This window comes from Novosphingobium ginsenosidimutans, from assembly GCF_007954425.1.
GTDB classification, from domain to species: domain Bacteria; phylum Pseudomonadota; class Alphaproteobacteria; order Sphingomonadales; family Sphingomonadaceae; genus Novosphingobium; species Novosphingobium ginsenosidimutans.
Genome location: NZ_CP042345.1, coordinates 2443024 through 2469397, shown reverse-complemented (window position 1 = coordinate 2469397; position 26374 = coordinate 2443024). Strand labels below are relative to the sequence as shown.

Annotated in this window: 22 protein-coding genes and 1 tRNA gene; 12 read left to right on the top strand and 11 right to left on the bottom strand. The window is 65.4% G+C overall.

The window, feature by feature from the left end; translation table 11 throughout:
- Positions 1–2 precede the first annotated feature (2 nt).
- Both FRF71_RS12170 and FRF71_RS12165 read right to left on the bottom strand, forming a co-directional pair.
- Positions 3–560, bottom strand: a complete 558-nt coding sequence (locus tag FRF71_RS12170; protein ID WP_147090905.1) for a phosphoribosyltransferase — start codon at positions 558–560, stop codon at positions 3–5.
- Positions 553–1569, bottom strand: a complete 1017-nt coding sequence (locus FRF71_RS12165) for an adenosine deaminase (protein ID WP_147090904.1) — start codon at positions 1567–1569, stop codon at positions 553–555. Before FRF71_RS12165 ends, FRF71_RS12170 begins: the two co-directional genes overlap by 8 nt.
- A gap of 291 nt (positions 1570–1860) precedes the next feature.
- Here FRF71_RS12165 and FRF71_RS12160 point away from each other — a divergent pair, with 291 nt between their 5' ends.
- Both FRF71_RS12160 and FRF71_RS12155 read left to right on the top strand, forming a co-directional pair.
- Positions 1861–4572, top strand: coding sequence for an ATP-dependent DNA helicase (locus FRF71_RS12160; RefSeq protein ID WP_147090903.1), 2712 nt, complete (start codon positions 1861–1863; stop codon positions 4570–4572).
- Positions 4569–5108, top strand: a complete 540-nt coding sequence (locus FRF71_RS12155) for a SixA phosphatase family protein (RefSeq protein ID WP_147090902.1) — start codon at positions 4569–4571, stop codon at positions 5106–5108. The genes FRF71_RS12160 and FRF71_RS12155 overlap by 4 nt, the downstream gene beginning before the upstream one ends.
- Here FRF71_RS12155 and FRF71_RS12150 read toward each other — a convergent pair.
- Positions 5105–5644, bottom strand: coding sequence for an MOSC domain-containing protein (locus FRF71_RS12150; protein ID WP_147090901.1), 540 nt, complete (start codon positions 5642–5644; stop codon positions 5105–5107). The two genes, FRF71_RS12155 and FRF71_RS12150, sit on opposite strands and share 4 nt — an antisense overlap.
- 154 nt (positions 5645–5798) lie before the next feature.
- Between FRF71_RS12150 and FRF71_RS12145 the strand changes: the two genes are divergently transcribed.
- A complete protein-coding gene (locus FRF71_RS12145; RefSeq protein WP_147090900.1) occupies positions 5799–6779 on the top strand; it encodes an NAD(P)H-dependent flavin oxidoreductase in 981 nt (326 codons plus the stop codon).
- A 2-nt stretch (positions 6780–6781) separates the two neighbouring features.
- On the opposite strand, the gene FRF71_RS12140 is transcribed toward FRF71_RS12145, so the two are convergent.
- From FRF71_RS12140 to FRF71_RS12130, 3 genes are all read right to left on the bottom strand, one after another.
- A complete protein-coding gene (locus FRF71_RS12140) occupies positions 6782–7309 on the bottom strand; it encodes an AHH domain-containing protein (protein ID WP_147090899.1) in 528 nt (175 codons plus the stop codon).
- Positions 7309–8091, bottom strand: coding sequence for a hypothetical protein (locus FRF71_RS12135; RefSeq protein WP_147090898.1), 783 nt, complete (start codon positions 8089–8091; stop codon positions 7309–7311). Before FRF71_RS12135 ends, FRF71_RS12140 begins: the two co-directional genes overlap by 1 nt.
- A 126-nt stretch (positions 8092–8217) precedes the next feature.
- Complete coding sequence (locus FRF71_RS12130) at positions 8218–8691, bottom strand: flavodoxin family protein (protein WP_147090897.1); 474 nt, start codon at positions 8689–8691, stop codon at positions 8218–8220.
- Between the two features lie 96 nt (positions 8692–8787).
- Here FRF71_RS12130 and recJ point away from each other — a divergent pair, with 96 nt between their 5' ends.
- The 9 genes from recJ to phoB all read left to right on the top strand — a co-directional run bounded on the left by recJ (position 8788) and on the right by phoB (position 17889).
- On the top strand, positions 8788–10575 hold the full coding sequence (gene recJ, locus FRF71_RS12125) for a single-stranded-DNA-specific exonuclease RecJ (protein ID WP_147090896.1): 1788 nt from the start codon (positions 8788–8790) through the stop codon (positions 10573–10575).
- A gap of 81 nt (positions 10576–10656) precedes the next feature.
- A tRNA-Glu gene (locus tag FRF71_RS12120) sits at positions 10657–10732 on the top strand.
- A gap of 73 nt (positions 10733–10805) precedes the next feature.
- Complete coding sequence (locus FRF71_RS12115; protein WP_147090895.1) at positions 10806–11993, top strand: sensor histidine kinase; 1188 nt, start codon at positions 10806–10808, stop codon at positions 11991–11993.
- 57 nt (positions 11994–12050) lie between these two features.
- On the top strand, positions 12051–13085 hold the full coding sequence (locus FRF71_RS12110; protein WP_147090894.1) for a substrate-binding domain-containing protein: 1035 nt from the start codon (positions 12051–12053) through the stop codon (positions 13083–13085).
- Positions 13086–13113: 28 nt separating this feature from the next.
- A complete protein-coding gene (gene pstC, locus FRF71_RS12105; protein ID WP_147090893.1) occupies positions 13114–14508 on the top strand; it encodes a phosphate ABC transporter permease subunit PstC in 1395 nt (464 codons plus the stop codon).
- The gene (gene pstA / locus FRF71_RS12100; protein ID WP_147090892.1) at positions 14501–15730 is read left to right on the top strand and encodes a phosphate ABC transporter permease PstA; all 1230 of its coding nucleotides are present in this window, start codon (positions 14501–14503) and stop codon (positions 15728–15730) included. Before pstC ends, pstA begins: the two co-directional genes overlap by 8 nt.
- Positions 15730–16515, top strand: coding sequence for a phosphate ABC transporter ATP-binding protein PstB (pstB, locus tag FRF71_RS12095; RefSeq protein WP_147090891.1), 786 nt, complete (start codon positions 15730–15732; stop codon positions 16513–16515). Before pstA ends, pstB begins: the two co-directional genes overlap by 1 nt.
- Positions 16515–17198: a phosphate signaling complex protein PhoU gene (gene phoU, locus FRF71_RS12090; protein WP_147090890.1), complete on the top strand. Its 684-nt coding sequence runs from the start codon at positions 16515–16517 to the stop codon at positions 17196–17198. The genes pstB and phoU overlap by 1 nt, the downstream gene beginning before the upstream one ends.
- A gap of 1 nt (position 17199) precedes the next feature.
- A complete protein-coding gene (gene phoB / locus FRF71_RS12085) occupies positions 17200–17889 on the top strand; it encodes a phosphate regulon transcriptional regulator PhoB (protein ID WP_147090889.1) in 690 nt (229 codons plus the stop codon).
- Positions 17890–17893: 4 nt separating this feature from the next.
- Here phoB and FRF71_RS12080 read toward each other — a convergent pair whose 3' ends face one another.
- The 5 genes from FRF71_RS12080 to FRF71_RS12060 are packed head-to-tail and all read right to left on the bottom strand — an operon-like array spanning position 17894 to position 26322.
- Entirely contained in the window at positions 17894–21385 is a 3492-nt protein-coding gene (locus FRF71_RS12080) for an error-prone DNA polymerase (RefSeq protein WP_147090888.1), read from the bottom strand.
- A gap of 3 nt (positions 21386–21388) precedes the next feature.
- Entirely contained in the window at positions 21389–22849 is a 1461-nt protein-coding gene (locus FRF71_RS12075; protein WP_147090887.1) for a UdgX family uracil-DNA binding protein, read from the bottom strand.
- Complete coding sequence (locus tag FRF71_RS12070; RefSeq protein WP_147090886.1) at positions 22846–24108, bottom strand: putative DNA modification/repair radical SAM protein; 1263 nt, start codon at positions 24106–24108, stop codon at positions 22846–22848. The genes FRF71_RS12075 and FRF71_RS12070 overlap by 4 nt, the downstream gene beginning before the upstream one ends.
- Before the next feature lie 41 nt (positions 24109–24149).
- On the bottom strand, positions 24150–25673 hold the full coding sequence (locus FRF71_RS12065; protein ID WP_147090885.1) for a DUF6504 family protein: 1524 nt from the start codon (positions 25671–25673) through the stop codon (positions 24150–24152).
- Positions 25624–26322 carry a hypothetical protein gene (locus FRF71_RS12060; RefSeq protein WP_192900011.1) on the bottom strand — a complete coding sequence of 233 codons (699 nt, stop codon included), beginning with the start codon at positions 26320–26322 and terminating at the stop codon, positions 25624–25626. The genes FRF71_RS12065 and FRF71_RS12060 overlap by 50 nt, the downstream gene beginning before the upstream one ends.
- Positions 26323–26374: the final 52 nt, after the last annotated feature.

The window sequence follows — 26374 nt, the reverse complement described above, 5'->3', positions numbered from 1 at the left end:
CATCAGCCTTCGCGAAGAATGATGCTCGCACCCGGCTTGTGAGCGCGGATTTCCGCTTCGGTCAAACCGCAGATCTCGTGCGGGAAGACCAGCCATTCCTCCGTTTCATGGACGAAGTAATCGGGCTTCAGCGAGGTCTGGTTGCGGCTGGGTTTATAATAGACCGTCGCGATCCTGACCGTTTCGGGCATGTTGTGCCGGCACCGGGTTTTCAATTCCTTGAGGAAGGCCTCGACCGAGCGGCCCGTGTCGAACACGTCATCGATCACCAGCAGCCGGTTCTCGGGGTCGAGCACGTCGATCAGATAGCCCAGGGCATAGACCCGCACTTCCTTGTCTTGCTTGTCGATCCCTGAATAGCTGGCCGTGCGGATCGCGATGTGATCCGTTTCCACGCCGCGATAGGCCAGCAGTTCCTGCACTGCGATGCCAACCGGTGCCCCGCCCCGCCAGATCCCGACGATATGGGTCGGCACGAAGCCCGAATCGATCACCTGGTTGGCCAGGGCAAAGCTGTCTTCCAGCAGCCGGTCGGCGGTGAGGTAAACCTTATCAACCACCGGCCACCTCGGTTATTTCAGCCAGGTGCTGGATCTGATCGGCCATTGGCAGGAACGAGCCGGTAAAGCTGTTCTCGGCCAGCTTGACGATCTCGGCCTCCGACAGGTCCAGCGCATCGGCAATCGCCCGGAAATTGTCGTTGATGTAGCCACCGAAATAGGCCGGATCGTCCGAATTGACCGTCGCCTTAAGGCCAAGGTCGAGCATCTTGCGCACTGGGCTTTGGCCGATGTCCTTGATCACGCAGAGCCGCAAGTTGGACAGCGGGCAAACCGTCAGCGTCAGGCCTTCGTCCGCGATCCGCCGGACCAGCGCCGCATCCTCCAGCGCGCGGTTGCCATGGTCGATCCGCTCTACCTGCAGCAGGTCCAGGGCCTCATGGACATATTCAGGAGGGCCTTCTTCCCCGGCATGCGCCGTGACGTGAAGGCCGAGTTCGCGCGCCTTGGCAAAGACCTTTTGGAACTTGCTCGGCGGATGGCCAACCTCGGACGAGTCCAGCCCAACGCCGTGAATGCGATCGATGTGCGGCATTGCCTGATCAAGCGTGGCAAAGGCCGCGTCCTCGCTCAAGTGGCGCAGAAAGCACATGATCAGCCGGTAACTGATCCCCAGCTTTACCTCACCGTCCCTCAGCGCCCGCTCGATGCCGTCCAGCACGGTCTCGAAAGCTAAACCGCGCTCAGTGTGCCCCTGCGGATCGAAGAAGATTTCGACATGGCGGACCGTATCTGTGGCCGCCCGCTCCAGATAGGCCCAGGTCAGGTCATAGAAGTCCTGTTCGGTCTGCAGTACAGACATCCCCTGATAGTAGATGTCGAGGAAGTCCTGCAGGTTCGAAAAGGAATAGGCCGCCCGCACAGCCTCGACCGAGGCAAAAGGGATCGACACCCCGTTGCGCTGGGCCAAAGCGAACAGCAATTCAGGCTCGAGCGAACCTTCGATATGGAGGTGGAGCTCGGCCTTGGGCAGGCGGGCGATCAGAGCGTCACGCGATGGATTCGACATGGCGGCATAGCTGGACTGCGCGCCTCGCGGGGTCAACGGGAACTACGGCGGCGCTGCCGCGTTATCCCGCGGCAACAAATGGGGCTTTTGCTATGCTCAACTTGCCTAGCCGTTCGCGCTTTCAGCATCTGCCACTCCACACTCCCCGCAACCTTGATCCGGTGCGGCGTCGCATGATCTTCGGCCCGCTGCGGCCAATGGAGAGCGACCAGCCCTGGTGGGAGCGACTTTTCAGCCGCTGAGGCGCTGCTCTGGCTTTTCCACGTTCCATTTTCGTTCTAGCAAGATCGGGTGACGGCCGCTCTGCCTTTGCCCGCGATTCACGCCAGCCATTCCGGCTGCTGGCTGCGCGACGGCTATGGCAACACCCGTGCGACCGGCAAGGGCGAGGCGATCATCGCCGCGGCCGACACGCCGCTGCTGTTGCTCAATGCCCCGCTCGTGGCGACGCGGCTGGGCTATCCCGACCTGTCCGGCCTCGACCTGCTGGAGCTGTTTGCCTTTGTCCACCCGGCGCGATTCGTGGTGCCGACCCCCAAGGGCTTGGCCCATGCATTGGACCTGCCCGAGCCGACCAGCGACGACGCTGTCCCCGCCCTGCTCCAGGTCGCGGCCGAAGCCTTGCTTTCCACTTGTGCCGACCCGGCCTGGCCAGAACGCGAAGGCGCGTGGAGCGCGCTCCAGAACCTGACCCGGCTGCGCTGGCCCTGGGCGCCCTTGCTGGCAGCGCGGCTGGATGCCCCGGCCAAGGCCGAACGCTGGCTCTTCGCACGCCTGCCAGAGTGGGAGGAGGCGCCAGAACGCCCCCAGCCAGCGCAGGTCTCGCTCCCGCAAGAAGCTATCACCCAGCGGCTGGGCCAGCTCACCGGTAGCGGGGCTGAAGCCCGTCCTGCCCAGGCCGCTTATGCCCGCGAGGCCGGCGAGGTGTTCGCCCCGCGCCGCCGCGAGGGACTGCCGCACTTGGTCCTGGCCCAGGCCGGGACCGGGATTGGCAAAACCCTGGGCTATCTCGCCCCTGCCTCGCTATGGGCCGAGCAATCGGGGGGGACGGTCTGGGTTTCGACCTATACCAAGGCGCTGCAACGCCAGCTCCGCCGCGAAAGCCGGCGCGCCTGGCCCGCGCAGCACGGCAATGGCACTCAGCCCGTTGTCGTGCGCAAGGGCCGCGAAAACTACCTGTGCTTGCTGAATCTCGAAGACGCCTTGCAGGGCGGTTTTGCCGGTCGCGCGGCGATCCTGGCGCAACTCGTAGCGCGCTGGGCAGCCTATAGCCAGGACGGCGACATGATCGGCGGGGACCTACCCGGCTGGCTTGGCACCCTGTTCCGTCAGCGCGGGATCAAGGCGCTGACCGACCAGCGCGGTGAATGCGTCTATGCCGGCTGTCCGCATTACCGGAAATGCTTCATCGAACGCGCCGCCCGCGCCTCAGCGCAAGCTGACCTCGTGATCGCCAACCACGCGCTGGTCATGGTCAACGCCGCGCGCGGCCGCGACCACGCCCAACGCCCGACCCGGCTGGTCTTTGACGAAGGCCATCACGTGTTCGAAGCGGCGGATTCTACCTTCGCCGCCGCGCTGACCGGTGCCGAGACAATCGAATTGCGCCGATGGGTGATCGGCCCGGAACGCGGCTCCAAGGGGCGGCGGCGCGGTCTGTCCGCTCGCCTTGCCGATGTTGCCAGCTATGATGAGGCCGGGGGCAAGGCCATTGCCGCCGCCCGCTATGCCGCCGAAGCCCTTCCCGGCGATGGCTGGCTCCAGCGTCTGGGGGAGAATGCGCCGTCAGGACCGCTTGAAGAGCTGCTCGCCGCAGTGCGCGCTACCGTCTATGCCCGCGACGAAAGCGGCGGACAGGACGCTGGCTATGGCCTCGAGACCGAGGCGGCGCAACTCGATGGCGCTTTCGTCGAGCGTGCCCAGGCGGCACAGGAAGCTCTGGCCGAACTGCGGGTGCCGCTGGTCCGGCTCGGTGTGCGGCTGGAGGCGATCCTGGCGGAGCCGCCCGACTGGCTCGACGGCGCGGGCCGCGCCCGGATCGAAGGGGCGCGTCATTCCCTGTCTTGGCGGATCGACCTGCTTGCGGCCTGGGAGGCCCTGCTCGACCGGCTCGGCGGTCCGGCCGATCCCGAATTCGTCGACTGGCTGGCGGTGGAACGCAGCGAGGCGCGCGAATTTGACGTCGGCATCCACCGCCGCTGGCTCGATCCAATGAAGCCGTTCGCCCGCACCGTGCTCGAAGGTGCGCACGGGGTCATGATCACTTCCGCCACCCTGCGCGACGGGCCGGATTGGGACACCGCAATTGCTCGCAGCGGCGCGGCTTCGCTCGAAATTGCTCCACGCCTGTCCAGCTTTGACAGCCCGTTTGACTACGCTGGTCAGGCCGAAGTGCTGATCGTGACCGACGTAGCCAAGGGCGATGTCGCTGCGCTGGCCGGAGCCTATGGCCGTCTGATCGAGGCCTCAGGCGGCGGTGTCCTTGGCCTGTTCACCGCGATCCGACGGTTGCGCGCGGTCCATGGCCGGATTGCCGACCGGCTCGCCCGCACCGGCCTGCCGCTTTATGCCCAGCACGTCGATCCAATCGATACTGGCACGCTGGTCGATATCTTCCGTGACGATCCGCGCTCCTCGCTGCTGGGCACCGATGCCCTGCGTGACGGGGTCGATGTGCCCGGCCATTCGCTGCGACTGGTGGTGATGGAACAGGTGCCCTGGCCCAAGCCTTCGATCCTGCACCGCGCGCGGCGGCTGGCGGGGGGCGGATCGGCCTATGACGACCAGATCATCCGCGCGCGCCTGGCCCAGGCCTTTGGCCGGCTGATCCGCAGCAAGGAAGACCGCGGCCATTTTGTTGTGCTCTCCTCGGCCTTTCCTTCGCGCCTGCTCTCGGCCTTTCCGGGCGGCACTCCGATTACACGGGTGACTTTGGACGAGGCTTTACAACGCGTCGGCACCGGTGTTTCTGGGCGCACCATTCCTAACGAGAGCCCTGCGTGAAAATCCTCGGTCTGTTCCGCCATGCCAAGTCCGACTGGGGCGATCCGCGCGCGCGCGATTTCGACCGGCCGCTGAATGAGCGTGGGCGCGCCGGTGCCGCCATAATGGGAAGGCACATTCGCGATCATGGGGTGCAATGGAACCGGGTTCTGTCCTCTCCCGCGATCCGCTGCGCCGAAACGATTGAACTTGCCTGCCACGCCAGCGGACAGCCAGTGAAGGTCAATTGGGACCGCCGCATTTACCTCGCCAGCAGCGTCACCCTGGCTGACGTGCTGCGTGAGCAGGATGACGATCCGTCCGCGATCCTGATGGTCGGACACAACCCTGGGCTGGAAGACCTGATTTTTGACCTGGTCCCGGACGATGGCACCAGCTCGCTGCGCGACGCGGTCGAGGAAAAGTTTCCCACTGCCTGTTATGCCGTGCTTGAGCTGGACATCGACCGCTGGGCCGACCTGCGCGATCGCTGCGCGCGCCTGGTCCACCTGACCCGCCCGCGCGATCTCGACCCCGCGCTGGGGCCCGCCTTCTAGACTACGCCCAGCCGCACATGGTCGGCCGGCACGTGTTCCAGGGCGACGACATCCCCAACTGAAACCATGCCGCTCGCCACCACGATCGCCATGATCCCGCACTTGCGGATAAGGCTGCCATCGGCCGCACGGTCAAGCACGGCGTCCATCAAACCGAGGGCAATCCCGTTGATCTGATGGCAGGGGTTGCGCAGGCCCGTCACTTCAATGACCGCATCCGGACCGAGCCGCAGACGCGTGCCGACCGATAGTTGCAGCAAGCCAATTCCTCGTGTGGTCACATTCTCGCCCAGCTGACCTGGCGCGACCTGGAACCCCTTGCCGGCCAGTTCTTCGAGCAGTTCGGTGTGGATCAGGTGAACCTGGCGCAGGTTTGGCAGGTGCGGATCCTTGGCCACCCGTGAACGGTGTTTCACTGTAATCCCCGCGTGGGCATCGCCCTCAACGCCGAAACCAGTGATCAGATGCAGCCGCTCTGCCGCCGCTTTCGAGAAATTGTGCGCGCCATCGCGCCCCAATGCAATGATCGTCCCCATGAGCAGACCGGAATAGCCCGCGATTGTGGCGGCAAGATGCCAAGCGCATCATTTTGCGCTCCTAGTTTTGGCAGGGTTCCCCCTCTCGACAGTGGCTTGGCCTCTGCTATGAGCGTCTTTAACCGTACGATTAAGCTATCGGAGAATGCCACCCATGCCGCTGCCCGCCCCGTTTGACCGCCTGCGCCTGCCCGTCATCGGTTCGCCGCTGTTCATCGTTTCGGGCCCCGAACTGGTGATTGCCCAGTGCAAAGCCGGGATCATCGGCAGCTTTCCGGCGCTCAACGCCCGCCCCTCGGGTATGCTGGATGAGTGGCTGCACCGCATCACCGAGGAACTGGCCGCGCACAACCGTGACAACCCGGATCGCCCGGCCGCGCCCTATGCCGTCAACCAGATCGTCCACAAGACCAACAACCGGCTTGAGGAAGACATGGAAGTCTGCGCCAAGTGGCAGGTGCCGATGACCATAACCTCGCTCGGTGCGCGCGAGGACATCAACAACGCGGTTCACGCCTGGGGCGGGATCGTGCTGCACGATGTGATCAACGATCGCTTTGCCCGCAAGGCAATCGAGAAGGGTGCCGATGGCCTGATCCCGGTCGCCGCAGGTGCGGGCGGCCATGCCGGCACATTGTCACCCTTCGCGCTGATGCAAGAAATCCGCGAGTGGTTCGATGGCCTTGTGGCACTTTCGGGCTCGATCGCCTGCGGCCATTCGATCCTCGCGGCGCAGGCCATGGGCGCGGACTTCGCCTATATCGGCACACCGTGGATCGCCACCAAGGAAGCCAATGCGGTTGACGGCTACAAGAACAGCATCGTCGAAGGCCGCGCTGACGACATTGTCTATTCGAACCTCTTCACCGGGGTACACGGCAATTACCTGCGCCCCTCGATCGTCGCTGCTGGCCTTGATCCGGACAATCTGCCGCAGAGCGATCCGAGCAAGATGAACTTCGGTTCGGGCGGCAATACCGAAGCCAAGGCATGGAAGGACATCTGGGGCTCCGGCCAGGGGATCAACGCGGTCAAGGCTGTCGAAAGCGTGGCTGACCGGGTTGATCGGATGGAAAGCGAATACAACCGCGCCCGCGCCGAACTGGCCGAAAAGGCCCGGATGGCGCTCGCCTGATCCTATGGCCCGCTGAGGTCAGTCGCAGGCCACAGGTCATCCACCAGGGCATCCAGTTCAGCAAAGTCAATACCGCTCCCTAGCGGGTCCTTGCGGCTGAGCAGCAGGCGCCGCCTTTGATCAAGCAAACGCCGCCGCAGGGCGCGTTGCAGCAGTTCGAGCCGGCCCAAGGCATCGATAACTGCTGCTTCCGGCGTCTGCGGGCGGGTGCGGGCCCAGCTGGCTTCGATCTGTCCAACCCGCTCGCTGACCAGTTCATTATAGGTGCGGTGCGGCCCACGGTGGAGCGGCAGACCGATCCGCAGCGCAGCTTGATCGGTTGCCGGCAGCAGCAGGCCATTGTGACGAAAATCCTCAAACCGCAGTCGATCCCGTCCGATCGCGCGCAGCAGGTTGGCCGTGCCATCCTGGCGAAGCAACTGCCGGGGCAAAAGATGGTGGCGCTGCAATCCGGGATCGAAGCTAGGCAAATCACGACGATTGACGGCGCGGAACGGCAACCAGGTCCGATCGCCCCTGCCGTGCGGCATTATTGCTCGCTATCCAGGCCGCTGACCAGAATACGTAGCTCGGTCCCGTCGCGCACGGGGACGGCCAGCAGGCGCTCCCCCCCCGGACCCGTGAAGTCGCGCTCTCGCTGCAAGGGGCCAATTTGGACCAGTTCGTGGATCAGCCGTACCGCCAGCCGGGCCAAAGTGGCGGCGGGCAGGCGCTTGTCAGGCTCAAAATACAGTTCCTGGCCGATCAGAAGCTGCAGCCCGCGCGAGGCAATCGCTCCGTTGGCCTTCTGCTCCAGCGCCGTCAGGATCAGGCCAGGAAAGGCGCCGCCATCAAGCCAAACCGCGATCGCGCGGCGGAACAGGTCCGGCGCCACCCATGATCCTGCCGGGGTCCATGTCACGGCCAGGACCCCAGAGAGTGCGGCCAAGTTGGCTCCCAGCTCGGCAATAACTTGCAGGACCGGGATCAGCCCCGCCCCACCCGCCAGATGCGGTGCTGGCGCAAGGCTGATAACTTCACCGGCCGGCATCGAGCGCAGGCCAACCGGCGGACCCGCCGGCGGTTGGGCATCGCCATCACCCGGTGCAAGGCCAGTGCAATCGAACGTCAGCCCATGCAGCAACAGTTCCGCCCAGGTGCCATCCGGGCTGCGATGGCTTAAGGAAAAGCTTGTGGCAGCCGAGGAGCCGCTGGCAGTGTCGGATGGCGAGACGGCAAGCGCATCCAACGCGGCGAGGTCGGGCCGGGAACCGGGCGCAAAGACAAAGCACAACCGTGGCGCTGCCCCCCAGCCCTGACTGATCTCGACCATATCGATCGCCGGTCCTCGTAAACTTTCGGAATGTCTCGCATTTTTAACAGCGCTTAGTCGAGTCCCTGCGGGCAAGTTGCGTCGGGTTTGGACCGAATAGTTGGAGCAAGCACCAAATCTAGCCCATCAAAAGACACCGCTGGCCAATCCTTCCGCGAGCGCGGCGCCAAGATCGGCAGCGCTCTCCAATGCGGCGGTCGGAACGACTTTTGGTGCAAGGATCGCCTCGGGCGTCTGCGCAGCCAGATTGACAATCAGCCGTTCAGCCACCCGCCGCAACCGCCAGCCGGTCACGATCCGGTCAAGTTGGGCCTGGGCACCATGGCCGTCGCTGCCTGCTGCGATAATGGAGGCGTATGCCCGCCCCTCGATCTGCCCCAGCAGCGGGTAGTAGCTGCGATCGAAGAACTCTTTCATCGCCCCGGTCATGCTGCCGAGATTCTCGGGAAAGGCGAAGAGATAGCCTTGCGCCGCCAAAAGATCGTCGGGCCTGGCCCGCTCGGCGGGAAGCAGAACGGCGCGCCCCTCCGCCGCTGTGAAGGCAGCTTCGGCCAAAGCGCGGGCGGCGCCAGTGCGGCTGTGCCAGATGATTGCCAGCATCGCGCAATCATGGCCCAGCGCAGCGTCGCTGCAAAGCCGTGAAAAGCAGCACCTCGCCCCTTCTCAGCGCGGACCGGTTCGGGTAGCCGGAATGCGATGGCCGCTGCCCCCTCCTCCATTCTCGGTATCGAGCGTTCACTGACCGGGCGCGCCTGGCGCTGGCGCGGTGGCAACATGGATCTTTCGACGAGCCCCGCCTCGCTCGATCACGATCTGGTCACCCAGCTTCTGCTGGCTCGCGGCGTGCCGCAGGATGATGTCGAGCGCCACCGCAACCCCTCGCTTCGCGCCTTTCTGCCCGACCCCTCAATCTTCCGCGACATGGACCTGGCGGCCGAACGGCTCGCCAGAGCAGTGCTGACAAACGAAACGCTGACCGTCTTTGGCGACTATGACGTCGATGGCGCGACAAGCGCCGCGTTGCTGATCCGGCTGCTGCGGATGCTTGGCCACCCAGCACGCTATTATATCCCCGACCGCTTGCTTGAAGGCTATGGCCCCTCGGGCGAAGCCCTGGTCCGGCTCGGCGAGGAAGGCTCAAGCCTGATCGTCACAGTCGATTGCGGGGCCATGGCCTATGAAGCGCTCGAAATGGCGCAGACCGCCGGGATCGACGTAATCGTGGTCGATCACCACAAATGCGCGCCCGAACTGCCCCGCGCACTGGCTCTGGTGAACCCCAACCGGCTTGACGAGGACGAACTCGCCGCCGCGCATGGCCATCTCGCTGCAGTCGGCGTCGCTTTCCTGCTGGCGGTAGCGACCGTTCGTCTGTTGCGCCAGCGCGGCTACTTCGAGAGCCGGCCTGAACCGGACCTGTTCTCGCTGCTCGATCTCGTTGCGCTGGGGACCGTGGCCGATGTTGCTGCACTCCATGGCCTCAACCGGGCGATGGTCGCCCAGGGGCTGAAAGTCATGGCGCGGCGCGAGAATGTTGGCATGGCCGCGCTGATTGACGCCAGCCGTCTCAACCGGGCCCCAACCTGCAGCGATCTGGGCTTTGCACTCGGGCCGCGCATCAATGCCGGAGGGCGCGTTGGCGAGGCAACGCTTGGCGTGCGCCTATTGACCACGGAAGACCCAGACGAGGCCCGTGCCATCGCCGCCCAGCTCTCACAGCTTAACGAGGAACGCCGCGCGATCGAGGCGGCGGTGCAGGAAGCAGCAGAGGCCCAGCTCGAAAGCCAGCACAATCGCGCGGTCGTGCTGCTGGCCGGTTCCGGTTGGCACCCGGGGGTGATCGGAATTGTCGCTGGGCGGATCAAGGAAAAGTCGGGCCGTCCCGCCATCGTCATCGCACTCGACGCAGATGAGCATGGCCACGGCAAAGGTTCGGGCCGATCAATCGCCGGGGTGGACCTGGGCGCTGCGATCATCGCCGCGCGCGAGGCCGGACTGCTGGTCGCTGGCGGCGGCCATGCCATGGCGGCGGGGCTGACTGTCGATCCTGCGCGGCTGAGCGCCCTGGCTGAGTTCCTCGACGAGCGGCTTGGTGCAGCCGTTGTTGCAGCCCAGGCCGGCCAATCGCTGCAACTCGACCTTGCGGTTGCACCCGGCGGGCTGGTGCCGCCGCTGGTCGAGACGCTGGAAAGCGCCGGCCCCTATGGCATGGGCTGGCCGGGACCACGGGTAGCGGTCGGTCCCGTGCGGCTGATCAAAGCCGATCTTGTCGGCAAGGACCATGTCCGGCTTATCGTGCGAGGCGACGACGGCGCGAGTTTCAAGGCGGTCGCCTTCCGTCAGGCCGAGACCGAGCTTGGCCAGGCGCTGCTCAACCGCGCACAAGGCCGGCGTTTCTGGCTCGCTGGCCGGGCCAAGATCGACGACTGGGGTAGCCGTCCGGCCGCAGAATTGCATGTTGACGATGCCGCCTGGGCCGATTGAAATATTCTTGCAAAAAGCGGCTTGACCCTCTCCCCCGGCTTCCCTAAACGCCCGGCCTGCCTGACGGCCTCAAGCCGGTTTGGCCCCTTCGTCTAGCGGTCTAGGACGCGGCCCTTTCACGGCTGAAACACGGGTTCGAGTCCCGTAGGGGTCACCACCAGCTTCCGGCAGGTGCCAGCGCAAAACGCTGCTGGCATGGCTTGCCCGGACAGACTAATCATCCCACCCGCATGACCGGCAAGCTCCCGCTCCCAGGATTGTTCCTTGCCGCACTTGGCGCGTTCGGACTTGCCGTCGCCGGCGTGAGCCTGTGGCTGGTGGCTGCCGTGCTGCTGATCTGGGGCGGTTCGCTGTGGCTGACCCTACCCGAACCCGAAGTGGCTGAAGCCCGCGTCGACAAGGCCGTGGTTACGCGCGATGCCGTGCGCGAAGCGATCGAATCGCTTGGTGCGCCGTTGCTGGTGCTGGAAGGCACGCGGATTGTCATGGCCAATGCCGCCGCCCGCGCCGCGCTCGGGGCCCATGTTCAGGGTCAGGACGCGCGAATCGGCCTGCGCCATCCAGATGCCATGCGACTGCTCGACATGGGCGATGGTGATAGCGTCACCATCCCCGGTTTCACCGGCACCCGCAGCCTGTGGCAGCTGACCCGTCGCCAGATCGACAAGCAGCGCTGGTTGATCGAGCTGGCCGACCGCACCACCGAGGCGGATGTCAGCCGCGCCCATACCGATTTCGTCGCCAATGCCAGCCACGAACTGCGCACGCCGCTCGCCTCGATCATCGGCTATGTCGAAACGCTGGAGGAAGGCGGCCCGGCGGTCGATGCCGAGGCGCAAAAGCGGTTCCTAAGCATTGTCCTGCGCGAAGCACGGCGGATGCTCTCGCTGGTCGAAGACCTGCTCTCGCTGAGCCATGCCGAGGCCGAAAAGCACGATCACCCCACCGAACCGCTCGATCTGGGCAAGCTCGCCGCCCGCGTGGTGGGAGAGGTCGCCTCGCTGCGCGGTAAGGAACAGGTCAAGCTCGTCGCTGCTGCGGACGGCGCGGTGGTGGCGGGCGATGCGACCCAGCTAGAACAGCTGCTCCGCAACCTGATCGACAACGCGCTTAAGTATGGCGGCGCAGATTCGCCGGTCGAAGTGAGCGTGGCAGCACAGCAAGCGAACACGATTGAGCTGATCGTAACCGACCACGGTCCAGGTATCGCACCCGAGCACTTGCCGCACCTGACCCGGCGCTTTTATCGCACCGATCCGGGCCGCAGCCGCGCATCGGGCGGCACCGGTCTGGGGCTGGCGATCGTCAAGCATATTGTGGAGCGTCACCGCGGGAAGCTGGACATTACCAGCACCCTCGGCGAAGGAACGCGGGTCGCTGTTTCGCTACCGAAAACCGAGCCGGCGGCGTTGTCATAAACTTGTCATGGAACTACTCCAGAGCGCTCTGGATCATGCTGATCGGAGGTTGATTCCATGAACAAGACCAAGCTGCTTATCGCCGCCGGTGCTGCCACCCTGCTGGCCGCCTGTGGCACCCAGTCCACTTCGCGTGACCAGATCCGTGCTGTTGGTTCCTCGACCGTCTATCCCTTTGCCAAGGCGATTTCGGACTCGCTCGCCAAGTCGAACGCCGAGATCAAGTCGCCAATCATCGAATCGACCGGCACGGGCGCCGGGATGAAGCTGTTCTGCGCCGGTGTCGGCGTGCAGCATCCCGACATCGTCAACGCCTCGCGCCGGATGAAGAAGTCGGAGTTTGAAGACTGCCAGAAGAACGGCGTGAAGGACATCATCGAAGTCCAGGTCGGCCTTGACGGGATCGCCTTCGCCGAAGCCAAGAATGGCCCTGACATCAAGCTGACCCAGGCCGATGTCTACGAGGCGCTGGCCGCCAACCCGTTCGGCAAGCCCAACACTGCCAAGACCTGGGCCGACGTGAACCCCGCCCTGCCGGCGATTCCGATCCTGGTCTATGGCCCGCCGTCGACTTCGGGCACGCGCGATGCGCTTAAGGAGCTGGTCCTGATGAAGGGCTGCGACACCGATCCGGCGATGAAGGCGCTTAAGGACAGCGACAAGGAAAAGCACGAGAAGATCTGCACCGAAGTGCGCAACGACGGGGCCTATGTCGACGCGGGCGAGAACGACAACCTGATCGTCCAGAAGCTGGAAGCCAATCCCAAGGCGCTGGGCGTGTTCGGCTTCTCCTACCTTGAGGAAAACGCCGACAAGCTGAAGGGCTCGCCGATGAACGGTGTCGACCCGACCTATGCCTCGATTTCGGACTTCAGCTATCCGGGTGCGCGGCCGCTTTACATCTACGTCAAGGCCGCCCACGTCAGCGCCATCAAGGGCCTGAAGGAATTCGTTGCCGAATGGGCCAAGAACTGGAGCAAGGGCGGTCTGCTCGCGCGCCAGGGCATGGTTGTCTCGCCGGATGACGTGCAGGCCAAGAATGCCAAGGTTGCCAGTGACCTGACCGTCATGGATGCCAGCGGCCTCAAGTAAGCCGTTACAACAGGGACCAGTACGAACGATGTCGCCAGCCATTCCTCTCCTGCTCGCCATTGGGCTGGGCTTGATTGCATGGCTGGCGGCACGTTCGAAAGCCTGGACCTTTAAGCGCGCGGCCCCGCCGGGGACCCGCGCGCCGCTGCATTCACTTCCCAATTATCATGGCTGGTACGTTGCCCTGTGGGCCGTCGTGCCAGCCATAGCCTTTGCTGCGGTCTGGGCGGCGATCAGCCCCAATCTGATTGTCACGCAAGCGCTATCCAACCCCGCTGCCGCCAGCCTGCCAGCGTTCGGCGTCGAACGCGATGCGATCATTGCCGAGGCTTATGCCACGGCTTCCGGATCGGCGGCTGCAGCCTTCAACCCCGCCGCGAACGCACTGGTCGAGCCTTTTGCCAGCGCCATTCGCCAGTTCGGAACAATCGGCCTGGCCGTTACCCTGCTGCTGGGCTTTGCAGGCGGCGCTTATGCCTTCCTCAAGCTGCGCCCGGATTTTACCGCCCGGACCCGGGTCGAACGTGCGGTGATGCTCGGTCTGTTGCTGGCCTCGCTGGTCGCCATCCTGACCACGTTCGGCATTGTCGCCTCGCTGCTGTTTGAGACGATCCGCTTCTTCGGCTTTGTCAGCCCGGCCGAATTCCTGCTTGGCACGCACTGGGGCCCAGACCCAATGGCGGCACCGGGTCCCAACCTGGGCGAGAACTATGGCGCCATTCCGCTGTTCTGGGGCACAATCTTTATCGGCGCTATCATTGCCATGATCGTGGCCATTCCCCTTGGCCTGATGAGCGCAATATACCTGACGCAATATGCCAGCGCCAATGTCCGCAAGTGGATGAAGCCGCTGCTCGAGATCCTCGCTGGGGTCCCGACTGTGGTCTACGGCTATTTCGCCGCGCTGACCGTCGCCCCGCTGGTGCGCGACGCGGCGCAAGGCATCGGCATCGCCAGCGCCTCGAGCGAGAGCGCCATGGCGGCAGGCCTGGTCATGGGCATCATGATTATTCCTTTCGTTTCCTCGATGGCCGATGACAGCATCGCCGCCGTGCCGCAGGCGATGCGCGATGGCAGCCTGGCCATGGGTGCGACCACCTCTGAAACGATCAAGAAGGTGCTGATCCCGGCTGCGCTCCCGGGCATCGTTGCCGGCGTCATGCTGGCCGTCAGCCGCGCGATCGGCGAGACTATGATCGTTGTCATGGCCGCGGGTGCGACCGCGCGGTTGACCGCCAACCCGTTCGAGACGATGACCACGGTGACCTTCCAAATCGTCGCCATGCTGACCGGCGAAGGCAGCTTCGATCACCCCGCGACCCTTTCGGCCTTTGCCCTGGGGTTCGTGCTGTTTTGCGTCACTCTCGCCCTCAACTTTATCGCCCTGCGCGTCGTCAAGCGGTTCCGCGAAGCTTATGAGTAACGTCTCCTCCGCCCGCCTGAAGGCCCGCTACGCGGCTGAGCGCCGGTTCCGCATGCTCGGACTGGCCGCCGTGGTGTTTTCGGCCCTGGTCCTGGCCTTCCTGCTCGTCACGATGACCGCCAACGCGGTCGGCGGGTTCAAGCGCGCCGAGCTGCGCTTCCCGGTCGATCTCGCGGCCAGCGGAATGACGGTCGATCCGGCCAGCCTGTCTGCCGACAATGCGATTGCGCAGCTGGAAGCGGCTGGCCTGCCCGACATTGTCGCAATGGCCGCCACCAAGGCTCTTGGTGCCGAAGCGGCTGCGGAAGTCGATCCGCAGGCCTGGCGCGAGCTGGCCAAGCGAATTGCCGCCGATCCGCAACTGCTACGCGGCACGGTGGAAGCCGAGCTGCCCGCCAGCGACGATCTCGCCTCGGCGCTGCGCGGCGATGGCGCGTCGGAAAGCCTCAAGACGATCGCCGCCAAGCTTCAGTCTGAAGGCAAGCTGGCCCAGGCCTGGGATCCCGGCTTCCTGAGCCGCGCCGACGCGACTGGCCCACAGGCCGTCGGCATTTGGGGGGCGCTCAAGGGCTCGATGCTGACCATGCTGATCACGCTCGCTCTGGCCTTCCCGGTCGGCGTACTGGCAGCAGTCTATCTTGAGGAATACGCCCCCAAGAACCGCTGGACCGAAGTGATCGAGGTTTCGATCAACAATCTGGCAGCCGTGCCTTCAATCATCTTCGGCCTGCTTGGTCTGGCGGTGTTCCTCTGGATCTTCCCCAATTACCGCTCGGCCCCGCTGATCGGGGGGATGACCCTGGCGCTGATGACCATGCCGGTGATCGTTATCTCCGGTCGCAACGCGATCAAGGCGGTGCCGCCCTCGATCCGTGACGCTGCGCTGGCAGTCGGAGCCAGCCGCGTCCAGACCGTATTCCACCACGTGCTGCCGCTGGCGCTGCCTGGCATCCTCACCGGTACGATCATCGGCATGGCTCGCGCGCTGGGTGAAACCGCGCCGCTGCTGATGATCGGGATGCGTGCCTTTGTCGCCACCCCGCCCGAAGGCTTTACCTCGCCGGCTTCGGTCCTTCCGGTCCAGATCTTCCTCTGGTCCGACGAGATTGATCGTGGCTTCGTCGAACGCACTTCCGCCGCGATCATCGTCCTGCTGGCCTTCCTGCTGGTGATGAACGGCCTCGCCATCTACCTTCGCAACCGTTTCGAGAAACGCTGGTAATGACCACGACCCACTCCCTTGATCCCGTGAACGCCAAGATCAGTGCGCGCGACGTCTCCATTTACTATGGGGACAAGCGCGCAATCGATGAGGTGTCGATCGACATCCCGACCGAATATGTCACGGCCTTCATTGGACCGTCGGGCTGCGGCAAGTCGACCTTCCTGCGCGCGCTCAACCGGATGAATGACACGATCGCCGGCGCCCGCGTCGAAGGCGAAATCACGCTCGACGGCGAAGACATCTACAAGTCCGGCATGGACGTGGTGCAGCTGCGCGCGCGGGTTGGCATGGTATTCCAGAAGCCCAACCCCTTCCCCAAATCGATCTATGAGAACATCGCCTATGGGCCGCGCATCCATGGCCTGGCCGGGAGCAAGGCCGATCTGGACGGCATCGTCGAGAAATCGCTCAAGCGCGCCGGCCTGTGGGAAGAGGTGAAGGACCGTCTGACCGAAAGCGGCACAGCCCTATCGGGCGGCCAGCAGCAGCGCCTGTGCATTGCCCGCGCAATCGCGGTTGATCCCGAGGTAATCCTGATGGACGAGCCCTGCTCGGCGCTCGATCCGATCGCCACGGCCCGCATCGAGGAGCTGATCCACGAGCTCAAGGGTCGTTACGCCATCGTTATCGTCACCCACTCGATGCAGCAGGCCGCGCGCGTCTCGCAGCGCACCGCCTTCTTCCACCTCGGCAAGATGGTGGAATACGGCAAGACCAGCGATATCTTCACCAATCCCCGCGAAGAGCGGACCAAGGATTACATCACAGGACGGTACGGCTGATGGCACAGGAACACACCGTAAAGGCCTTCGACGAGGACATCACTCGGCTGCGCGGCCTGATCGCCGAAATGGGCGGCCTGGCCGAAGTCTCGTTGGCCGAGGCAATGGAAGCCCTGGTCAAGGGCAACAGTGAGCTGGCCAAGGGCGTGATTGCCCGTGACAAGCGGATTGATGCCCTTGAAGCCGAAGTCGACCGTCTGGCCATCCGCGTGATCGCCCTGCGTGCACCGATGGCCGATGACCTGCGCGAAGTGATCGCCGCGCTGAAGATCGCCGGCGTGGTCGAACGCATCGGCGACTATGCCAAGAACATAGCCAAGAGCACCGACAAGATCGAGGGCCGCAAGAAGTTCGAGCCCCTGACTCTGATCCCGGCGATGGCCGAGGTCGCGGGCGAGATGGTCCACGATGTGATGACCGCCTTTGCCGCGCGCGATGCCGCGCTGGCAGCGGAGATCGTGGAACGCGATGACAAGGTCGATGCCTTCTACAACTCGATTTTCCGCAACCTCGTCAGCCACATGATCGAAAACCCGTCATCGATCAGCAGCGCCGCTGAACTGCTGTTTGTCGCCCGCAATATCGAGCGGATCGGCGACCATGCGACCAATGTGGCCGAAATGGTCCACTATGCGGCGACTGGCGCCTATCTGACCGACCGGGAAGACCTGGCAGGAGCCTGACATGAGCAAACCACGCCTGCTGCTGGTCGAAGACGATCCGGCGCTGGCGGAACTGCTGGAATTCCGCTTCACTGCGGAAGGCTATGCCGTGTCCGTCACCCCCGATGGCGATGAAGCCCTGCTGCTTGCCCAGGAGGAAGCACCCGACCTCGTCGTGCTCGACTGGATGGTCGAAGGGACCAGCGGGATCGAGGTCTGCCGCCGCCTGCGCCGCGACAAGGCCACGGCCCACGTGCCGATCATCATGTTGACCGCGCGCGGGGCCGAAGATGACAAGATCCGCGGGCTCGAAACCGGGGCGGACGATTACCTGACCAAGCCCTTTTCTCCGCGCGAGCTGATTGCCCGCGTCGGCGCGATCATGCGCCGGATTCGACCTGCCCTGGCCGGCGAAACGATCAGCGTGGGCGATCTCTCGCTTGACGCCACCGCCCACAAGGTAACCCGGCGCGGCCAGGTGGTTCAGCTTGGCCCAACGGAATTCCGGCTGCTCAAGTTCTTCATGGAACACCCCGGCCGCGTGTTCAGCCGCGGGCAGCTGCTCGATGCGGTTTGGGGCACCGAGAGCGAGATCGAACTGCGCACGGTCGATGTCCACATCCGCCGCCTGCGCAAGGGGATCGAGATCGATGGCGCGCCCGATCCGGTGCGGACCGTGCGTTCGGCGGGCTATGCGCTTGAGGCGGTTTGACGCTTCAATGAAAATCCCGCGATTTCGGAATAACGCGAGCATCGCGGGGATGGCCAGCACGGTGATAGGCTGGCATCCGGCCTTCGATCGGACGGCGCACTTCATCGGCGCGGTCTAGTGTTTCCGGCAGCAGGTCATCCGATAGTGCGTGGAGCGCTGGGGTGGCATCCGTCAGGTGGGTGGCGATGACGTGGATCACCTCGTCATCGTATTCGACCCGGCCCTTCACCTCGATCAGCCGGGCAGCCATGATCACCTTGCGCTGCTTTTCCATCAGGTCTGGCCAGATCACCAGGTTCACTACCCCCGTCTCGTCCTCCAGCGTGATGAAGCAGACGCCCTTGGCGCTACCCGGACGCTGACGGATCAGCACCACGCCCGCCACCTGCACGGCTGAGCGGTACTTGCGTTCCCTGAGTTCGCTCGCCCGGACAAATCCCCGGTCGGCCAGGCTGGCGCGCAGGAAGGCCAGCGGATGGGCCTTCAGGCTGAGCCGCTGGGTTTGGTAATCGGCGACCACTTCTTCGGACAAGGGCATGGCCGGCAGGCGGGTCAGCGCAGCCTCTGCCCCCTCGTCGCGCGCCGCCATGGCGGCGAACAGCGGCAGATCGGGTGCCGCGACCAGGCTGCGCGCATCCCACAAGGCTTGCCGCCGCGTGAGGCCGAGCGAGTTGAAGCAATCGGCCGCCGCCAGCCGCTCGATCAGCGCCGGGGATAGCCCGGCCCGCTCCTTCAGCTCACGCACATCGCGAAACGGCCCGGTTTCCCGCGCTGCAACGATCCGGGCGGCAGCAGCTTCGGGGAAGCCATCGACCTGACGCAAGCCGAGGCGCAAGGCACCGTCCTCCAGCCCATTGTCCCACCCGCTAGCATTCACATCGACCGGCAGCACCGCCACCCCATGCTCGCGCGCATCGCGCACGATCTGGGCCGGGGCATAGAAGCCCATCGGCTGCGAATTGAGCAGCGCGCAGGCGAAAGCCGCCGGGTAATGGCACTTCAACCAGGACGAGACATAGACCAGCAGGGCAAAGCTGGCGGCGTGGCTTTCCGGGAAGCCGTATTCGCCAAAGCCCTTGATCTGGCTGAAGCAGCGCACGGCAAAGTCCGGGTCATAACCGCGCGCCACCATCCGCCCGACCATCAGCTCTTCCAGTTCGTGGACCATGCCGCGGCTGCGGAAAGTCGCCATTGCCTTGCGCAGGCGGTTGGCCTCAAGGCTGGAGAACTTGGCGGCATCGAGCGCGATCTTCATCGCCTGTTCCTGGAAGATCGGCACTCCCAGCGTCCGGCCGAGGATCGCGGTCAGTTCATCCGGTGGCCCGTGTGCCGGACCGGGCGCCGGAATCTCCACCGCCTCGGCCCCGCGCCGCCGCTTGAGGTAGGGATGGACCATGTCGCCCTGGATCGGCCCGGGACGGACAATCGCCACCTCGATCACCAGGTCATAGAAGCAGCGGGGCCTGAGGCGCGGCAGCATGTTCATCTGCGCCCGGCTTTCGACCTGGAACACGCCGAGCGAATCCCCTTTGCACAGCATGTCGTAAACCGCCGGATCCTCACGCGGGACCGTGGCAAGCGTCAGGTCCTGCCCGTGAGACCCTCGCAGCAGATCAAGGCACTTGCGGATACAGGTCAACATACCCAGCGCCAGCACATCGACCTTGAGGATCCCGAGCGCGTCGATATCGTCTTTGTCCCATTCGATGAAACTGCGATCGGCCATGGCACCGTTGCCGATCGGCACGGTCTCGGTAAGCGCGCCTTCGGTGAGGATGAACCCGCCGACGTGCTGCGACAAATGCCGCGGCATTCCAATCATCTGTTCGGTCAAAGTCAGAACACGCCGCAAGTGCGGATCGGTGAGGTCCAGCCCGGTTTCCTGCGCGACATGGGCCTCCTTGATCGAGCGCCCGTGTCCGCCCCAGACCGTTTTTGCCAGCACAGAGGTGACATCCTCGGACAGGCCCATCGCCTTGCCGACCTCGCGGATCGCCATGCGCGGGCGATAGTGGATCACCGTGGCGCAGAGGCCGGCGCGGTGGCGACCGTACTTTTCGTAGATGTGCTGGATCACCTCCTCGCGCCGCTCGTGCTCGAAATCGACATCGATATCGGGCGGCTCGTCACGGTCCTCGGAAATGAAGCGTTCGAACAGCAGCGCGTGCTCAACTGGGTTGACCGAGGTGATCCCCAGGCAGAAGCACACGGCCGAATTGGCTGCCGAGCCGCGCCCCTGGCACAGGATCGGCGGCTCGCGGCTGCGCGCGAAATCGACGATCTCCTTGATGGTCAGGAAATACTGCGCAAGGCGCTTCTTGCCGATCAGCGCCAGTTCCTTGTGCAGCGTTTCGGCCACGCTTTCCGGCACACCGGTGGGGTAATGCAGCGCCGCCCCTTCCCAGGTCAGCCGCGCAAGATAGGCCTGGGCATCGAGCCCGTCAGGATAGGACTGGCGCGGATATTCATAGCGCAGTTCGTCCAGGCTGAACCGGCAAGCATCGGCAAGGTCCCGCGCCGCCGCGATTGCATGGGGCCAGCGCGCAAACAGCCGCTGCATCTCCTCAGGCGATTTGAGGTGCCGCTCGGCATTGGGCTCCAGCAGGTGCCCGGCTGCGGCGACCGTGGTCTTGTGGCGGATGGCCGTCATCACATCGTGCAGCGGGCGGCGCTGCGGGGCATGATAAAGAACCTGGTTGGTGGCGAGCAGCGAGAGGCCATGCGCCCTGGCCAGGGCATCGAGCCGCTCGATCCGGGCCAGGTCATCGCCGATGTAGAGATAGCTCGCGGCAAGGTGGCCCAGCGTTGGCAGCCGGGCGACCAGTTGGGGGAGCAGGTCCGGGAACGGGGCGGTAAGCAAACTCCCCCTCCTCTTTAAAGGAGGGGGTCGGGGGGTGGTGAATGTCCTGTTCGCTGCGCGAGCGCTGCCTGCGGCATCGCCACCACCCCCTTGCCCCTCCTCTAAAGAGGGGGGGGGGAAATGGATGATGTTACTCTCCACCGCCACCGTCAGTTCCGCATCGAGCTGCTCCGGCGGCACCAGTACCAGATGTACCCCTTCACTGTGCTCCGCTAGCAGGGCGAGGTCGATCTCGCAGGCGCCCTTGTCCTGCCATTCGCCATCCAGCTTAGTCATCCGCCCGGCCGAAATCAGGCGGCAGAGCCGGCCATAGGCCGCGCGGTCGGCCGGATAGGCAAGGAACACCAGCCCCTCGACCGTCTCGATCCGGCAGCCGATCACCGGCTTCAGGCCCAGCGCCTTCGCTTCGGCATGGATCCGCACCACCCCGGCCATGGTGTTGGCATCGGCGATCCCCACCGCGTCATAGCCCAGCGCTCGCGCCGTGGTGACCAGATCGACCGCATCGGACGCGCCGCGCAGGAAGGAAAAGCAGCTGACCAGCCCCAGTTCGACGAACGACGCCCGCGGCGGCGGTCCAAGGCCGGGAACGGGATCGACCCGCCGCCGCTCAGGGGTAAGCGGAGCCTCGGGCACGGGTCATCCCGCCAGTTCGGCCAGCCGCGCCGCAACCGCCCGCAGATCGCCGGCAAAGCGGCCTTCTTCCTGCGCACGCGGGCCGTCGTTAAGCCGCAACAGATAGGACGGGTGGGTAGTGATCCACAGCTCGCTGCCGTCATCCAAGGGCATGGGCTGGCCGCGCACCTGCTGGACGCTGACGGTTTTCCCCAGCAGGCTGCGCGCCGCACTCGCCCCCAGCGCCAGGACCAGGCGCGGGCGCAGCAAGGCGCGCTCACCCTCCAGCCACCAGCGGCAGATGTCGATTTCCTTGGCGGTAGGGTTCTGGTGGAGCCGCCGCTTGCCGCCCCCCCTCATTGGCTTGGGCACGAATTTGAAATGCTTGACCGCATTGGTCAGCCAGGCCCTCGACAGGTCCAGCCCGGCATCCTCCAGATGCGCGCGCAGCAGCCGTCCGGCCGGGCCGACGAAGGGCCGGCCCTGCTCTTCCTCGCTATCCCCCGGCTGTTCGCCGACGATTATCAGGCCGCCAAACCGGGCGGGATCGCTCTGCCCCTCGCCCGGCACGGCGCGGGTTCCATTGCAGCCGATCGGGCAGCGGCGACAGGCCATGATCGCCTGGGCAATTTCGGGCAGCGAACCAGGGCGCTCCTCGCCAAACATGGTGCCACCTTGATCGACCATCGCCGCCTCGCGTGCCTGGGCCCCGGCGATCAGCTCGGGGATGAGCGCCGCTTCGGGCAGGTTCTTCCAGTACCGGCGGGGCATCTCCTTGAGCATGGCCCCAACCTTCAACCGCGCCGGATTGAAGATCGATCCATAGTAGCGCCGCCACAGCTCTTCGGCGGCATCTTGAGCCGGGGCATCGGCGCGGGACGCGGGCGGACCTTCGGACAGCACCGCGCCATCCCAGTGGAGCGAACCCTGCGGGGTCAGGATCGCCCACCGCATCCCGGCAAAGCGGTTCACGAAGAACTCCGCATTGGCGCGCAGGATGTGATGCTCAGGCTCGAACCAGGCGATGTACCGTTCATCCTCCCCGCTGCCGATCTGCCGAAAACGGACGAAGGCGCGCATCTTGTGCATGTCACGCCGCACGGTTCGGGTCAGGCGGTGGAGCTGGCGGACATCGGCATCCGCCTCGTCCTCCATCAGCCCAGGGCGCTGCTGCAACCGCCAGAGCAAGCGGTAAAGCAAGGCAAAGCGCCCCTCGTCGCGGTGCAGCGCGGCCTTGGCGGCAAGGTCCAGGAAGGCCCGCGGCACCCGCGGCTGCGGCGCGTCGGCACGCGGCACGGGCAGACGTCGGCCGCTGGCAAAGAGATCACCCCCGCCCTCGCCCGGCATGTGCCAGGTTACCCGGTCCGGCGGGACATCGGCCATCAGCAACCGCCGCGCCTGCCCCCGCCAGCCGGCAAAATCGTCAGGCGCGGCCAGCGGCACGGCAAAGGCATCGGCGATCCGGGCGTCGCGGAAGGGAGTCATGCCGCGAACAGTTCAAGCTGCTGCGCCTTCGGCGGGGCGATCAGGGTCTTAAGGTCGGCCCGCTCGGTCAGCAGGGTCGGCCGCCAGTCCGCAGTGACGATAAAGGGGCGCAGCTTGGCGATCGAAACGGTCAGCCGCGCCACGTCATCAAGCCGCAAGGTGCGGTGGCGACGGGCAGAGAGGATCGCACCGACCGCCCGCGTGCCCAGCCCCGGCACACGCAGCAGCGTCTCGCGCGGGGCGCGGTTGACGTCGACCGGGAACTGGTCGCGAAACTTCAGCGCCCAGGCCAGCTTGGGGTCGATATCGAGCGGCAGCATCCCGTCGGTGCCCGCGGCCTGCTGCACCTCCTCTGGCGCGAAGCCATAGAACCGCATCAGCCAATCCGACTGGTAGAGCCGGTGTTCGCGAATCAAAGGCGGGCGCTGGAGTGGCAAGACCGCGCTGGCATCAGGGATCGGGCTGAAAGCCGAATAATAGACCCGGCGCAGGCGATAATCGCCATAAAGTCGGCTGGCCTTGCCGACGATGTCGGCATCGCTCGCGCCATCGGCGCCGACGATCATCTGGGTCGATTGCCCGGCCGGGGCAAAGCGCGGGGCCGACTTGAACCTTTTGCACGCGTCTTTCGCCTCGACAATCGCGGCCTTGACCGTGTCCATTGCACCTTCGATCGTCGCGGCGTTCTTGTCTGGCGCCAGCCGGGTCAGGCCGGCAAGGGTCGGCAGTTCGACATTGATTGAAACGCGATCGGCATAGAGCCCGGCGCGGGTAACCAGTTCGGAATCGGCCTCGGGAATGGTCTTGAGGTGGATATAACCGCGAAACTCATGCTCCTCGCGCAGGATCCGCGCCGCCTCGATCAGCTGTTCCATCGTGTGGCTGGAGCTTTTGACGATGCCCGAGGATAGGAACAGCCCCTCGATGTAATTGCGCTTGTAGAAGGCCATGGTCAGGTCGGCCACTTCCTGCGGCGTGAAGCGGGCACGGCGAACGTTCGAGCTCTTGCGGTTGATGCAGTAATGGCAATCGAACACGCAGTGGTTGGTCAGCAGGATCTTGAGCAGCGAGATGCAACGGCCATCGGGGGCATAGGCATGGCAGATGCCCATCCCCTCAGTCGATCCGATTGCCTTGCCGCCTCCTTTCGCGCCGTCCTTGCTGGTGCGGCGCGTGGTCCCCGAAGAGGCACAGGAAGCGTCATACTTGGCGGCATCGGCCAGGATGCCAAGGCGTTCGATCAGACTCGGTTGCGACATATGTTCTACATATGTTCTTATTGATCACCTGACCAGTCCCTTCAGGCGCAAAGGCCTTGCAAGAACCATTCAGGTACGCCCCCGCGCCCATCATCGGGCAGGCCGTTGCGGTAGATCCAGTAGCGTCGCCCTTCCCCGTCCTCGATCCGGTAATAATCGCGCAGTCGCACGGTCGAGCGTTCGCGCCACCATTCGGGGGCGATCCGCTCCGGCCCTTCGGCGCGGGTGATCTCGTGCACCTGTCCGCGCCAGCGGAACCGGCGTGGCAGGCCATCGGGGCTGGCATAGAGCACCGCGATCGGTTCGGCCCGGTCGAGCAGCTTCAGGGGCCGGGTATGGAACGGCAGATCGCCTTGGCTGACGCTCTCGCCCGCCAGCGGCGGCACCCAGCGCTGCGCGCGTTCGGGCACATGGCTGGCGCGCGGGACGGGACGGCGCACGGCATCCGGGCCAAGCCGGATCGAGAGCCGGTCGATACAGGCAGCGAGCGAGGTGCCGTGCATTTCCGCCGCCGCCTCGAAATCGCGCTGGCTAAGTGGTAGCGGCTCGGTCCAGGGCGCGCGCAGGCGGGCGAGTTCGATCCCGAACCCGGCGTCGAGATCGTCGAGCTTGCGGCCGAACAAGGCGGCAATATGGGTCGGATCGCGGCTGGCAGCGGCGAGTTCGAGGCGGCACTGCAGCACCTCGCCATCGACCTTCCACAGCGCCAGTTCCAGCCGCCGTGCGCCCAGTGCCCGCCCTTCCAGCACCCGCACCAGGTCGGCGCAGAGATCGCCCAGTACCTGATCGAGCAGGCTGCGGTGGCGGATCGGCTCCATCAGCCGCCGCTGGACCAGCGGCACGTCGACCGGCAGCACCGGCAGCAAGGGTTCCGGCACCCGCCCCCGCAACTGGTCGAGCCGGATCAGCGGATTGGCAGCAGGCGCCTTGTGGTTGCGGAACCGCCGCGCCAGCGCATCGCGCGCAACGCCTGAAAGTTCGCCGATCCGCTTGAGGCCAAGCCGGCGCAGCACCAGCACCGTTGCCGGATCGAGCCGCAGTGCGGCTACGGGGAGGTCGTCGAGGCTATCCTCCGGCTGGAGAATCGCTCCCTCCGGCCCATAATGCGCCAGCGCCCAGGCCGCGCCGGCCGTGGGAGCAATCGCCACCCGGGCCTTAAATCCACGCCGGGCAAGCAACTGAGTGGCATCGGCGATCAAGCCAGCCTCTCCCCCAAACAGGTGCGCCACTCCGGTTACGTCGATCACCAACCCGTCGGGCAGGTCAAGCGCAGACCATGGCCCCCAGCGCTGCGCCCACAGCGCCAGGGCCTCCAGCGCGGCGCGGTCGCCCGCCGGATCGGCCTGGGCCACGGCCAGGGAGGGGCACAAGGCCCGGGCATCGGTCAGCATGGTGCCGACCTGCACCCCCGCCTCCTGCGCAGCCGCATTGGTCGCGGTAAGCCGCGGGCCGTGGGCAGTATCGCTGATCAGGGCATGGGGAGCGGCATCGGCACCTTCCCCCGCACGCAGCCCTTCAGCCAGCCGCCAGCGGTCGATCGCCAGCCGCGCCAGCCAGATCGACATTATCCGTCGATTGCTGGGCTGGCTGGGCGACGAGAGCCTGTCCGTCATCGCGCAGGATCCATTCTCCGGGCGGGTGGTTGCGGGCGCGGAACAGTTCGGCGTGCCAGGCAGCAGTGCCGGGGGCCTGCGCGTTCCAACGCGGCGGAAGCGAGGCGGCCGGGCGCAAGGCCCAGCGCTGGCGGGCGGAGGACAGGTCGCGCTGTGCCCCCACGCGCACCAGCCACAGCGGTACGCCATGCTTTTCCGCCGCCAGACTGAGCCGGCGCTGGGCAGTGAGCGAGAGCGCGCGCGGGTTGCCAGCCATTTCCCCCACCACGAAAGCCAGGTCGCGGCAGCGCAGCCCCTCTTCCAGTGCAAACAGCGCATCCTCGGGAGTGGCGGTGACGACATGGATCAGCCGGTGGCGCAGCGCAGGCGGCAAGCCGGGGCGATAGGGCCGCCCGGTCTGCCGCAGGCTGGCGCGATCCTGCACCCACAGCCAGGGGCGCTCATCTTCCGGCGCCGCACGCTGGCTTTCCAGCGCCAGGGCAAAGGCCGCCCCGGCACAGTCCTGCGCGCTGGCAAACAGCTCGGCATGGGTCGCCCCGCCCCGGGCAGGAACAAGCGCGGCAGGCAGCGCAGGAGCGGTGAATGGGGCGGCGGCAATCATGCGAATCGAACCTTTTCTGTTCTTATTATGTTCTGTTTCGTAAAAGTGGCAA